The sequence below is a fragment of the Alicyclobacillus acidoterrestris genome (assembly GCF_022674245.1).
GTDB lineage: Bacteria > Bacillota > Bacilli > Alicyclobacillales > Alicyclobacillaceae > Alicyclobacillus > Alicyclobacillus acidoterrestris.
On record NZ_CP080467.1, the window covers coordinates 1,151,276 to 1,164,686 of the forward strand.

Annotated in this window: 10 protein-coding genes and 1 other RNA gene; 8 read left to right on the plus strand and 3 right to left on the minus strand. The window is 56.5% G+C overall.

What is annotated here, in order from left to right:
- Window positions 1–157: 157 nt before the first annotated feature.
- Entirely contained in the window at window positions 158–982 is an 825-nt protein-coding gene (locus K1I37_RS05370; RefSeq protein WP_021296907.1) for a pyrroline-5-carboxylate reductase dimerization domain-containing protein, read from the minus strand.
- 236 nt (window positions 983–1,218) lie between these two features.
- On the opposite strand from K1I37_RS05370, the gene K1I37_RS05375 reads away from it, so the two are divergent.
- From K1I37_RS05375 to ssrA, 8 genes are all read left to right on the plus strand, one after another.
- A complete protein-coding gene (locus K1I37_RS05375; RefSeq protein ID WP_021296906.1) occupies window positions 1,219–2,406 on the plus strand; it encodes a phosphoglycerate kinase in 1,188 nt (395 codons plus the stop codon).
- Window positions 2,407–2,465: 59 nt separating this feature from the next.
- A complete protein-coding gene (gene tpiA, locus K1I37_RS05380; RefSeq protein WP_040441381.1) occupies window positions 2,466–3,236 on the plus strand; it encodes a triose-phosphate isomerase in 771 nt (256 codons plus the stop codon).
- Complete coding sequence (gene gpmI / locus K1I37_RS05385) at window positions 3,233–4,807, plus strand: 2,3-bisphosphoglycerate-independent phosphoglycerate mutase (protein WP_021296904.1); 1,575 nt, start codon at window positions 3,233–3,235, stop codon at window positions 4,805–4,807. Before tpiA ends, gpmI begins: the two co-directional genes overlap by 4 nt.
- Before the next feature lie 66 nt (window positions 4,808–4,873).
- On the plus strand, window positions 4,874–6,154 hold the full coding sequence (gene eno / locus K1I37_RS05390) for a phosphopyruvate hydratase (RefSeq protein ID WP_021296903.1): 1,281 nt from the start codon (window positions 4,874–4,876) through the stop codon (window positions 6,152–6,154).
- Window positions 6,155–6,207: 53 nt separating this feature from the next.
- Window positions 6,208–6,447 carry a preprotein translocase subunit SecG gene (gene secG / locus K1I37_RS05395; RefSeq protein ID WP_021296902.1) on the plus strand — a complete coding sequence of 80 codons (240 nt, stop codon included), beginning with the start codon at window positions 6,208–6,210 and terminating at the stop codon, window positions 6,445–6,447.
- Window positions 6,448–6,627: 180 nt separating this feature from the next.
- Complete coding sequence (gene rnr / locus K1I37_RS05400) at window positions 6,628–9,513, plus strand: ribonuclease R (protein ID WP_021296901.1); 2,886 nt, start codon at window positions 6,628–6,630, stop codon at window positions 9,511–9,513.
- 167 nt (window positions 9,514–9,680) lie between these two features.
- Window positions 9,681–10,154, plus strand: coding sequence for an SsrA-binding protein SmpB (gene smpB / locus K1I37_RS05405; RefSeq protein WP_021296900.1), 474 nt, complete (start codon window positions 9,681–9,683; stop codon window positions 10,152–10,154).
- 324 nt (window positions 10,155–10,478) lie between these two features.
- Window positions 10,479–10,850, plus strand: a transfer-messenger RNA (tmRNA) gene (gene ssrA, locus K1I37_RS05410).
- Window positions 10,851–11,374: 524 nt separating this feature from the next.
- Here ssrA and istB read toward each other — a convergent pair.
- Together istB and istA are read right to left on the minus strand one after the other, a co-directional pair.
- Window positions 11,375–12,160: an IS21-like element helper ATPase IstB gene (istB, locus tag K1I37_RS05415; protein WP_242215986.1), complete on the minus strand. Its 786-nt coding sequence runs from the start codon at window positions 12,158–12,160 to the stop codon at window positions 11,375–11,377.
- Window positions 12,157–13,386 (minus strand): IS21 family transposase, encoded by a 1,230-nt coding sequence (gene istA / locus K1I37_RS05420; protein ID WP_242215987.1) that lies wholly within the window; start codon window positions 13,384–13,386, stop codon window positions 12,157–12,159. The genes istB and istA overlap by 4 nt, the downstream gene beginning before the upstream one ends.
- Window positions 13,387–13,411 lie beyond the last annotated feature (25 nt).

Genomic DNA, 13,411 nt, shown 5'->3' on the forward strand with positions numbered 1-13,411 from the left:
TGTCCAACACAACGACCTCCTCGCAAAGGGAACGATTTCCCCCCCTACTCAGAGGCCAGTGGGCGCTGTATACCATGTTCTCGCAAGTTTATTATGCTGTGACGGCGAAAATCAGACAAGCGATATTACGAAGATTCCTATCTTTCGACAAAGGTTGTCATGATTCGTCGTACATCGGGAGTGGGTCGGGAATCGGGACCCGATGACCGGTTTGGGCGTAGCGCGCCGTCTCCGCATGCAGACGTGAGAACAGGTGCAGGGGGAGGTTCTCCATCGCGAGAATGCCTCTATCTGTCACGCCGCCGGGTACGCGGATGCGCGAGACGATGTCGTCGAACGAAATTCCGGCGTCGAGCAGTGCCGCGAGACCCACTATCATCTCCTTGAGAATCATCTCTGCCGTGCTGCGCTCCAGCGCGCCTGTCTGCGCGGCAGCCTTTGCCCATGCCTGACAAACGGTGACGAGGAACGCTGGCCCGCAACTCGATAAATCCGAACAAACGCGCACTTGACCTTCGTCGATAATCAGCGGGTTGCCAATGGTGCAGAGCCGATTTTCGAGTGCCGACTTACTCGCGCCGTCGACATCGCGCGGGTAGGATAACAGGATGATTCCACGGTGAACGGTCTGCGTCAGGCTGGGAATCAGTTTGACCGGCGTGGCGGGGGTCAGTTCGCGCCAGCGGTCGAGATCGATATTGCTGATAGTGGTCACGAGCAGTTGCTCCCGACGCAGTTTGGGGCCCATGGTTCGGACTAAATCGAGGCCGTCTTTTCCCTTCGTGCAGAGAAATACCGCATCGACTGGTTCAATTAAGGTCTGCCAGTCGTCACAGACGACGATGTTCGTCAAACCCGCTGCGACTGCTTCTGCTTTCGCGCGGGATCGGTTGTACACGTAGACGTTCTCCGGCGCCGTCTCGGCGAAGGCGCGTGCGAGCATGCCGCCCATCTGTCCCGTTCCAATGATTCCAATCTGCAAGGGTCGTCACCTCCGCAAGTGTCGCTTTGATGATGTCTATTCAACCGCGTGTGCGGATAGTCGTCGACAGCCAGTCCTTCACTTTTACTTTTTTCGGCTTGTACTGGTCTGGTACAATAATCTAGGTGGTCCAATAAGGACAAATGTTGGCGGCGCTTTGTAATGAAATGTAAGATGGAGCCAAGTACAGAACATCCTAGAGCTAGAGTTTGGAGAAAAGAATGGAGGCGCCCTTTGTGGCAAAGAAGACCATTGAAGATGTACAGTGGCAAGGAAAGCGCGCGCTCGTTCGAGTGGATTTCAACGTGCCGATGAACGACGCGTTGGAGATTACCGACGACACCCGGATTCGCGCGGCGCTTCCGACGATTACATACCTCGCGGGGCACGGCGCCAAGGTCATTTTGATGAGTCACCTCGGCCGCCCGAAAGGCGAACGCAATGAAAAGTATTCGCTGCAACCCGTGGCAGAACATTTGCAAGGCCTCTTGTCAGACATCCAGGTCTCGTTTGTGGACGACTGTGTCGGCGACAAGGTAAAAGCGGCTGTCGAAGCGCTTCGAGATGGCGATGTGCTGGTTCTCGAGAACGTGCGGTTTTATGCGGGCGAGGAGAAAAACGACAAAGACTTGGCGCAGGCCTTTGCTGAACTCGGCGACGTGTTTGTCAATGACGCGTTTGGCACGGCTCACCGCGCGCATGCGTCTACCGCGGGTGTGGCGGCATATTTGCCGAGCGTCGCTGGCTTTTTGATGGAGAAAGAAGTCAGTATCATGGGCGAGGCGCTGGCCAATCCGAAGCGTCCGTTTGTCGCTATCATCGGTGGGGCGAAGGTGTCCGATAAAATCAACGTGATCGAAAACTTGTTGCCCAAAGTCGATGCGCTGCTGATTGGTGGCGGCATGGCGAATACGTTCCTCGCCGTCCAGGGCAATGACATGGCGAAATCGCTCGTCGAAGCGGATGCGTTGGATACGGCTCGCAAGTTGCTCGACTTGGCCAAGGAGCACAATAGCCGGCTGTTGCTGCCGACTGACGTGGTGGCTGCGAAACAGTTTGCTGCTGATGCCGAGTACACTGTGCGCAAGGTGAGCGAATTGGCGCCGGACGAAATGGCGCTCGACATTGGCCCGGATAGCATCAAGGCCTTTCAGGCGGAGATTAAGGGTGCTAAAACGGTGATTTGGAACGGGCCGATGGGCGTGTTTGAAATGCCGGCCTTCGCCAAAGGTACGTTCGCGATTGCAGAAGCCATGGTGGAAGCCGACGCGACGACGATTGTCGGCGGCGGAGACTCGGTTGCAGCGGTCGAACAGGCGGGCGTCGCAGAGAAGATGTCGCATGTGTCGACGGGCGGTGGCGCGTCACTTGAATTTTTGGAAGGTAAGACCCTTCCGGGTGTAGCGGCTATCGAGGACAAATAATCGCCGCGCGCGACAGCCTTACAGCGTGCGGACAACAGGATTCGAAAGGCGGGATTCCAGTGGCGAGAACACCCTTGCTGATGGGGAACTGGAAGATGTATAAAACAGTTGCAGAAGCGCGGGCCTTTGCTGAGGAACTGGGTCAGCACTCGCAAGCGCTTGGCACGGCTGTGGACTATGCAATCTGTGCGCCATTTACCAGCCTGCACGTGCTGCGCGTGATGCTGCCAGCACAGGTGAAAATGGGCGCCCAGAACGTGTACCCGGAAAAGGAGGGGGCATTTACGGGCGAAATTTCACCGCTGATGCTTGCCGAATTCGGGACGCAATACGTCCTGGCTGGACATTCTGAGCGCCGCACGCTGTTTGGCGAATCCGACCAGATGGTCAATCATAAGGTGCGTGCGATTGTCGACGCAGGTATGATTCCCGTCCTGTGCGTCGGTGAAAACTTGTCGCAAAAGGAAAGCGGGCAAACACAAGCCATCGTCTCGGGGCAGGTGACCCAGGGTATCGCGGGTCTCTCGAGCGACGCAGTCGCCCGAGCAGTCATTGCATACGAACCAGTTTGGGCCATCGGATCCGGCAAGACGGCGACGGCAGAGGACGCCGAAACGGTGGCGCGGGAAATTCGCAGCGTGATTGCAGAGCACGTAGACGCCGCCGCCGCGAATGCCGTTCGCATCTTGTACGGCGGCAGTGTCAAGCCGGACAACATCGCAGGGTTCATTCAACAACCGAATATCGACGGCGCCTTGGTCGGCGGAGCGAGCCTCAAAGCCTCGTCGTTCGTCGAGATGGCGTCGGCTATCGGAGGTGCGCTCGCATGAGCGAAGGAACATTTGAACGCAAAGCGCGCCCTAGTGGGTCGGGGCCAGTGGCCTTGATCATCCTGGACGGCTTTGGCTTGAATCCAGAGCGGGAGGGCAACGCGGTCGCGCTCGCCAACACCCCGACACTGGATAAGTTGTGGGCGACATACCCACATACCACGCTGCTGGCCAGTGGCGAGGCTGTGGGATTGCCAGAGGGGCAATTTGGCAACTCTGAGGTTGGACACTCAAATATTGGCGCAGGTCGTATTCTGTACCAAGAATTGACCAAGATTAACAAGGCCATTCGCGAGGGCGACTTCTTTGAGAACGAAGTGCTGAAGCGCGTGATGAACGCCGTCAACCGAAACGATAAAACCTTGCACTTGTGTGGGCTGATTTCGGATGGAGGCGTGCACAGCCATATTGATCACGCACTTGCCCTGCTACGCATGGCCGCGGGGCTCGACGTCAAGAAGGTCGTGCTTCACGCGTTTCTCGATGGTCGCGACACCGCGCCGAAGACAGGAGCCGAGTTCATCGAACGCGTGCAGGCATTGATGGATGACCTTGGCACCGGCGTCATCGGCAGTGTCGTGGGTCGTTATTACGCGATGGATCGCGACAAGCGCTGGGAGCGCGTCAGTCGCGCGTACAACGCCATGGTTCACGGCGAGGGCGAACACGTACGCGATGTCGTTGGCGCGATTCGCGACAGCTACGATAAAGACGTGACCGACGAGTTCGTGTTGCCGATTATTCAAGTGGACGAAGAAGGGGAACCGGTAGGGAAAATTGCCGACGGCGATGGACTGGTGTTCTTCAACTTCCGCCCGGACCGCGCGATCCAGTTGTCGCAGGCGTTCACCAACGACGACTTTAGCGGTTTTGACCGCGGAGAGAACCCGCCGAAGGTGGACTTTGTCTCGATGGTGAAGTTCAGCGATACGGTGGGTGGCCAGATTGCCTATCCGCCGACCAGCCCGAAGAATACGTACGGCGAGGTCGTCTCGGCGGCGGGGCTGCGCCAACTTCGCATTGCAGAAACCGAAAAGTTCCCGCACGTGACGTTCTTCTTCTCCGGCGGTCGGGAACAGGAGTTTCCTGGTGAGGAACGTGTTCTCATCAATTCGCCGAAGGTCGCTACATACGACTTGAAGCCGGAGATGAGCGCGTACGAAGTGGCCGATGCGGCAGCGAAGCGGCTTCGTAGTGGCGAGATCGACACGATGATATTGAACTTCGCCAATCCGGACATGGTCGGTCACACCGGCGTGTTGGAAGCGGCCATCAAGGCGTGCGAGGCAGTGGACGAGTGTCTGAACACGGTGCTCGAAGCGCTCGCGGAGGTCAATGGGGTCGCGCTGGTGACAGCTGATCACGGGAACGCCGACATTATGGTCTTCCCGGACACGCAGGAAGTGTGCACGACGCACACGACCAATCCGGTGCCATTCGTCATTACGAAGCCTGGGGTCGAGTTGCGCGAAGACGGCGTGTTGGCGGATTTGGCGCCGACGATGCTGAGCCTGCTCGGCGTCGAGCAGCCGGAAGAAATGACCGGCAAATCGCTCATTGTCAATGGGTAAACCCCTGGGGTGAACCCCGTTTGATAGATATTTTTAGGAATGCAAATTCACGAAGGAGTGACTACAATGTCCGAGATTTTTGACGTACACGCCCGCGAGGTATTAGATTCCCGCGGCAACCCGACCGTTGAGGTAGAAGTAGAGCTGGAGAGCGGCGCCTTTGGCCGTGCGATTGTTCCGTCTGGCGCATCGACAGGTGCCCACGAAGCCGTTGAGTTGCGCGACGGCGACAAGAGCCGCTATCTCGGCAAAGGCGTCCTGCAGGCTGTGCAGAACGTCAATGAGATCATCACGCCGGAGCTGATTGGCGAAGAGGCACTTGACCAAGTGGGAATCGACCAATTGCTGATTAGCCTCGATGGCACGCCGAACAAGGGCAAACTGGGCGCCAATGCGATTTTGACGGTCTCCATGGCGGTTGCCAAAGCGGCTGCGGAAGAGGTCGGCTTGCCATTGTACCGCTACCTGGGTGGCTTCTACGCGCACACCCTGCCGACGCCAATGATGAACATCCTCAATGGCGGCAAGCATGCGGACAACACGGTGGACATTCAGGAATTCATGGTTGTGCCACACGGCGCGACGACGTTCCGCGAAGCACTGCGCATGGGCGCGGAGATTTTCCACAACTTGAAGAGCGTGCTCGGTAGCCGCGGTTTGGCTACGACCGTCGGTGACGAGGGCGGCTTTGCGCCGAACTTGAAGACGAACGAAGAGGCCATTCAAATCATCGTCGAGGCGATTGAGAAGGCAGGCTATAAGCCAGGCGAACAAGCGTCCATCGCGCTCGACGTCGCATCGACTGAGTTGTTCAAGGATGGCAAGTACCACTTTGAAGGCGAAGGCGTCACGCGTACGGCGGACGAGATGATTGCGTACTACGAGAAGTTGCTCGGACAATACCCGATTATCTCCATCGAGGACGGCCTGTCTGAGGACGACTGGGAAGGTTGGGCGAAGATGACCCAAACCATCGGCAACCGCGTGCAACTCGTCGGTGACGATTTGTTCGTCACGAACACCGACCGCCTGAAACAGGGCATCGAGCAAAACGTCGGCAACTCGATTCTCGTCAAAGTCAACCAAATCGGTACGCTGACCGAGACGTTCGCAGCGATTGAACTCGCGAAGCGCGCGCGTTACACTTCTATCATTTCACACCGTTCGGGCGAAAGTGAAGACACGACCATCGCGGATATCGCCGTTGCGACCAACGCCGGTCAAATCAAGACGGGTGCACCAAGCCGTACGGACCGCGTAGCGAAGTACAACCAATTGCTCCGCATTGAAGAAGAGCTTGGTGGGGCCGCACAGTATGCTGGAAAATCGGCATTTGTCGAACGCTAATTTTCATGGTACACTAATGGCAAGAATGGACGTGGAGCGGAGGTGACAAAAGGATGATTTTTGCAGCCGAGATTGTACTCGTCGTCTTAGGCGTATTGCTCATCTTCGTCATCCTGCTCCAGTCGGGTCGTAGTGCGGGATTGTCCGGTGTCATTGCCGGCGGATCGAACCAAGTAACCAATCGTCGTTCGAAGGGGCTCGACTCCTTCCTCGGCAAGGTCACAGTGGTGTTGGCGATACTGCTGTTCTTGCTGACCATGCTGATTGCGTTCTTGTTCCACCATCTGAAGTGACCGTATGTACATCGAAAAGTGTCGCCAGTTCGGCGGCACTTTTTTTGTACCTTGGGCCAGATGTAAAATGTTCCACTCGCAAACGTACCGAACGCGGTGTTTTGTGTCCATACTAGCTAACAGACAAAAGTGCGTTTCCTCCACAGGATCAACCGCTTAAATCGTAACGAGGTGATCCATATGCAACGGGAAGAGTTATTGGAATACATGGAAAGTGACATTTACAAGCCGTTGACGGTACAGGAACTGAGCGAAGTGCTTGGTCAGACGTCGGCGTCTGAATTTCGCGATCTCGTCAAGCTGCTCACGCAGTTGGAGGACGAGGGCGCTGTCGTGCGCACCAAGCACAACCGTTACGCGTTGCCAGACACTGCAGGTCTTGTCGTCGGCAAACTGCAGATGAAAGCGCGCGGGTTTGGTTTCGTCATTTCTGAGCGCGACGGTGAACCGGATGTTTACATCCCTGCCACTGAGATGAACGGCGCGATGAGTGGCGATAAGGTCATGGCGAAGGTACAAAACGAAGGTCGGGGCGGCGCGCACCGCGAGGGAACGATTCTCCGCGTCGTCGAGCGCGCAAATGAGCGCATTGTCGGGAAAATCACGATTTATGCGCACCATGCGTTTGTCAATCCGATTGACAAGCGCTTCACCCAGGACATTTTCATTCCGAAGGAGGAGATTCGCGACGCGCACGATGGCTATATCGTGGTCGTGGAGCTCACGTCCTTCCCGTCTGCCACACATGGACCCGTGGGTAGAATTGTCGAAGTTCTGGGCCACCCAGATGAACCTGGCGTGGACATTTTGTCGGTGGTGCGCAAGTATGGCCTGCCAGAGGAGTTCCCGGAGAAGGTATTGCGCGCGACCGAAGCGATTCCGCTAGAGATTGCTGAGGATGAGTTGAAAAATCGCCGTGACCTACGCGATGAACCCATGGTGACCATCGACAGCGAGTCGGCGAAAGACCTCGACGACGCCGTCCATGTCAAATTGCTGGAGAACGGGAACTATTTGCTCGGCGTGCACATCGCCGACGTCGGTTATTACGTGAAACAAGGGGGCGCCATCGACCAAGAGGCTTTCCGCCGTGGCACCAGCGTGTATTTGGTCGACCGGGTTATCCCCATGTTGCCGCCGCGCTTGTCGAACAACATTTGTTCACTGAATCCCCAGGTGGACAGGCTGGCGTTCTCGTGTCAGATGGAGATTGACGCGGAGGGACACGTGGTCAACCACGACATTTTCCCGAGCGTCATCAAGACGACGGCGCGGATCACGTACAACAATGTGCGCAAAATCCTCGAGGACAACGATGAGGCGTTGATTGAGGAGTACAAGGAACTCGTGCCGATGTTCCGCCACATGGAGCAACTGGCGCTCATCTTGCGCCAAAAGCGGATGCGCCGTGGCGCTGTTGACTTCGACTTCGAGGAAATTTACGTCAAGGTGAACGATCTCGGCGAACCCATCGACATCATCCCACGCCAGCGCTCCATCGCCGAACGGCTGATTGAGGAGTTTATGCTCGCGGCCAACGAGACGGTCGCGGAACATTTCCATTGGCTGGGCGTGCCGTTTGTGTACCGCGTGCACGACGAGCCGGACGCTGACAAGATGATCACGCTGAACGCCTTTTTGCACAATTTCGGTTACCACCTGAAAGGGGCCGGTGGCAGCAAAGTCCATCCGCGCGCCTTGCAGGAAGTGCTCAACGAGGTCGAGGGTTCCCGGGAGGCGCGCATGATTGCCACGGTGATGCTGCGATCGATGCAGCAAGCCAAATACAAACCCGAGTGCACAGGCCACTTTGGCCTCGCGGCCGAGTACTACACGCACTTCACGTCGCCGATTCGCCGATATCCGGATTTGACCATCCACCGGATTATGCGGGAAGTGCTCGCAGGCCCCTTGTCGCCCGAGCGCGAGGCGGAACTCCGGCAGTTTGTGGAGGATGCCAGCCGGCAATCGAGCGAGCGCGAGCGCCTCGCCCAGGACGCTGAGCGCGAAGTGGACCAACTCAAGATGGTCGAATACATGCAGGCGCACCTCGACGAGGAATTCGACGGCATCATCTCGAGCGTGACGCAATTTGGCATCTTCGTGCAACTCGACAACGGCGTCGAGGGCCTCATTCACATCAGCGCGCTGGACGACGATTACTACGTCTTCAACGAGCGACAAATGGCGCTGATTGGTGAACGCAATCGCCGCGTTTTCCGTCTGGGGGATCCCGTTCGCATTGTCGTCACGAGCGCAAGCAAGGAAGAACTGCAAATTAACTTTGGGCTGGTTGAGCATCGGCGGGAGGCCACGTTTGTGGCTGACCACGGCGGTGGTGGCGCCATTATTTACGACGAAGATCTCTCTCCGTCGGAGCGCCGCCAAAGTATCCTCCGCCGCGAAAGCCGCTCGAGCGCGGCACCAAAGGGCACGAGGAGCGCTGTCCGATCCGGCGGACTCAAAGGCCGATCTCGCCGCGACAAGTTAGCCGGCCACACGGTCGAAGGCGGCTACGGTCGCAGTGGCCGCACGCGCGACGCGGAACTTCCGGTTGACATGCCGTACGACGAGTGGGATGCGGATTTCCCAGATCCGCGCGAGGCCCGCGAGCAGGCGCAGGCCGAGCGTGAAGGCAGGCGAGAGGGGCACCGCGACGCTCACCGCGCCGCCGATTCGGGTCGCCGCCGCACCACGGGTGGACGTCGTGGTGAGCGGTCGGGCCGCAGTGATCGAGATACGCGACGCGACGCCTCATCCCGTTACGCAGACCGCGAAGATGCAGCGGAGAATGGCGTCCGCCGCAGCGCGGACGGCCGTACGGGCGGATACCGCACCTGGGCCGCGCGCGGCGGCGAATCGGCGGGCGGTGACCGTCGGCGCAGCGGCCCAGGTGGGGCCGCAGACGACCGCGCTGGAGCGGGCCATGGCGACGGTCACAAGCCGCGCAAAAAACATCGGGGCAGCGTCAAAACGGGCGCCAAGATGGCCACCCGCAAGGCCGGTGGCCGCAGCGTGACGTCGGGCGGCGGACGCTCGACTGGCAAAAAGCGCAAGAGTCGCTAACAAACACTGGGCGCGGACACGAACAAAAAGTCTCAAGCCACGGCTGGCATCACGGCCGTGGCTTGACAGGCGACAGCGCGCAAGCCCGCTTGTCGCCTGTGCCAAGGTATGCTATGATATATGCTACGCCTCTGGCAAAATCTGATGGACGTTGGAGTGAAGGTACCATGGCGAAAGGGAACGGGAGCGGTAAGATTCTCGCCCAAAACCGAAAAGCGTATCACGATTATTTCATCGAGGAGACGTTTGAGGCAGGCCTGGTCCTCACAGGTACGGAAATCAAGTCGATGCGCAAAGGCTCCGTCAGTTTACGTGACGCCTACGCGCGTGTTGAACACGGCGAAGTGTATCTTCACAACATGCACGTGGCACCTTATGAGCAGGGCAATCGATTCAACCATGACCCGCTCCGCACCCGCAAATGCCTCCTCCACAAGAAGGAGATTCACTACCTGTTCGGTGCTGTTCGAGAACAAGGATTTACCTTGGTGCCGACCAAAGTGTATTTGAAGAACGGCTTTGCGAAAGTGGAACTGGGCCTCGCGAAAGGTAAAAAACTTCACGATAAGCGCGAGTCGATGAAGAAGCGCGACGCCAACCGGGAGATTCAACGCGCACTGCGCGAGCGCCAAAAGGGCTGATCATTCATCGGCATGCCTTGTGGTGTGGGATAGTGGGGATTCGCCGAGGAAGTCATGAAGACGTCATGCGCCGTATGATGGGCGTTACCAGCGCTGTCAATCGTTGTCCAGTTGTGGCATCAACCTACGATTGATGTTCGTCACGACGCATGGTAAAGTTGTAGATGTCGGGCGCGGTGGTGACAGATGATTTGGTTGCCGCATGCGACGACGTAGCCAAGGTACCTTGAGAAACACCACATACATGAGAGATTGCTGGTCAATTGCTGTATTGAGTTTGATGATTGACCGTCCATGCGAAAGCCAGCGCAGGACCCAAAACGCGGGGGCGTTTTGGATTCGACGGGGGTTGTTCGAGCATGTACGGCGGGCCGTGGGGCTGCGCACACGTTAATCACGCGGAACTTTCTTTAACTGGCAAAGCTAAACGCTTTACCTCAAACAGCAATCTCGCTCTCGCTGCCTAATAAGCACGAGACCGTTACATCGTGTGTTGTCTGTGCACACCCTGTAACGTCAACTTAGCAGACTAGTCGATGACCTCGTTCGCGGGCCACCGGCGAAACTTTAGCGAACTCGCCTGTTCATCAGCGTGATCGTCCGCGGATGGCAGGGACTTCAGTAGACGGTCTACGCCCGTAGATGTGCATGTAGCGAGATCTTCGGACGCGGGTTCGATTCCCGTCGCCTCCACCAATCAAAACCACGACCAAAACTGTGGTTTGGAACCCAGTCCCCTGGCGGGGGCTGGGTTTTTTAGTTCAGTCAGTTGCCTAGTTAACATGCTTGAAACGTCGAGACGGACTGCCGTTTTCCACATCCATGAACGACAACCTTGGTGCTGCAGGTGGGACGAACGTGGAGGTGAGACGGCGACTCTACGAAGTTGTCTTTGAATATACAGAGAAAGTCCTCAAGGTCGAGTTCGGAAAGGCATTGCAACTCTGAAGGCAAGTCTGTTCTCAGGATAGTTGCACCCAGCTTTTTCACCCCGAGCAGTCGTCTGGTTCCAACTTTCGTACCGCAGTGCAAGTCAATGTGGAGTGGAGCGAGTCTGCGGTGAGCGCAGATGGCACGAGTCATGTCATAGATCGCCAAGTCGCCGATCCCAGTGTCAACATCGGATTTAATTCCTCAAAAAAATCGGGTCGATTTCCCCAAAAACATCGGTTTTGATTTCCTCAAAATCATCGCGTAAGATTCCCCGGACATATGTTCGGTTAGTCTCTCACCTCCTCTCGCAGGGCATGGGTCACGCCCGCTTTGAGTTTATCCTTCATCCGGTAACTATTCCCGCGTATGTTGACCGTTGTCGCGTGGTGAAGCAAGCGATCAAGTAAAGCCGACGCCAGCACCTGATCCCCAAACATGGTTCCCCAGTTGGTGAAACTTGTATTGGACGTGATAATCATCGCCCCTTGTTCATACCGCTCCGAGACCAGACGAAAGAAGTTTGCTGCATCCAGCGCGTCCAGTGGCAGATAACCAACCTCGTCGCAGATGAGAAGTTTCGGTTGGATGTACACCTTCAATCGCTTCTCTAAGCGGCCCTCCTGATGCGCTTTTCGTAAATCGGCGACCAACCGCTGCATGGTGACGAAATACACACTCATTCGGTTTTGCAAGGCCTCCATCCCCATTGCGACAGCCAAATGTGTCTTTCCTACGCCGGGCGGACCGAGGAGAATGACGTTGCTGCGCTCCTCCACAAACGACAGTTGTGCTAATTCCCTGATTTGTCGTTCGTCGATGGACGGCTGAAACGTAAAATCGAAGTCTGCCAACGTCTTGTGATACGGGAAGTGTGCCAGGCTGAGGCGAGTATGGAGGTAGCGGTTGAACCGCTCCTCCGTCTCTGCCTCTAACAGACGAGACAGAAACTCGACATACGTCGCCTGTTTTCCCGCAGCCCACTCCAGGCTGGCTGGGAGAATCGACGCGGCCTTCTTTAGCCCCAGTTCCAACAAGGATTCTTCCGTCTTGGCCAATAACAATGCTTCGCTCATTGCAATTGCCCTCCTGACGCGATTTGCTCATACACGTCCAGATCCCGTTGTTCCACGTCGGGTTCGACTTGAAGACCAGCGACTTTGCCCCGTGAATGCCTCGGCGTATCCATGGGGATGCCTTTTACGTGCTCAGGGTTGCTGGAGACTTGATGCTTGTCCACGAGACTATGCTCGGCGATAACCTGACCGCCATATTCAATTTGTAGACGACCCGTTTCAAACGCGCGCACTAGAACATTTTTCCCAACGTACTGCCACGGCACGGAATACAAGCTGGCATTCCATGAGATTCGGCAGTCGTTGAGCACCTTGCGCAACGCACTATACGCCAATAGATACCGATGTTTCGGCAGCCGCTGCAGTTTTTCGTCAGGGAACCGAGACTGCGGCCGCTCATGCGTTGTCCCATGGATGCGGATGTTGGCAACGGTATCTCTCCATATGACCGCCTGCTGATTGACATCTGCCAGATCCACAAACGCGGTTGGCCAAAAGCTGTCGCGGATATAACGAATGGGGCGCTCAATTTTTCCTTTTGTACGACTGCGATAGGGTTTGCAGGCCTTGGGAACAAACCCGTAATACTTGACGAAATCCAAATAAGCCGGTTGCCATTCTACGTGTCCATGTCCGTCGTTGGACAGAACGAGTGGTGCACAGTTGTCACTGAGAATGGTCTTTGGCACCCCGTCAAAAAACTCAAGCGCATTGCGCAGGGCTTGTAGAATATGCAGTTGGTCTGACGCTTTGATAAACTCCAAATAGAGCATCCGGGAGTAGGATAGAACCATAGCAAAACACCACAGTGTGCGCCGATTCCCCTCGGCGTCGACATACGGGAATGCACCTAGGTCGATCTGGGCCTGTTCACCAGGGCCTGTTTCGAACCGAACCGTTGCCTTGGCAGAGACAACGGGGCGAAGCGGGTGCATAAACTCGCGAAGAACCGTGATTCCACCAGTGTATCCCTGCTCCCGAATCTCTCGTAAAATCCTCTCCGCGTTCAGGACACCAAAACGCATCCGCTGTTCTACATACGGCTTATAGGGATCCAACTTACTGCCTTTTCGTTTGGTTCCAGATAAAGGATTGTTTCCATCCTCCTGCTCTTGGACGACCTTTCGAATTGTCTTACGGTCATGTCCAGTTCTTCGAGAGAGTTCAGAGATACTCACGCCTTCCTGATACATCCTTCTAACTTCCATTTTCTCACTCTCCGTCATCGTGGCACCTCCCACAACGATGTGA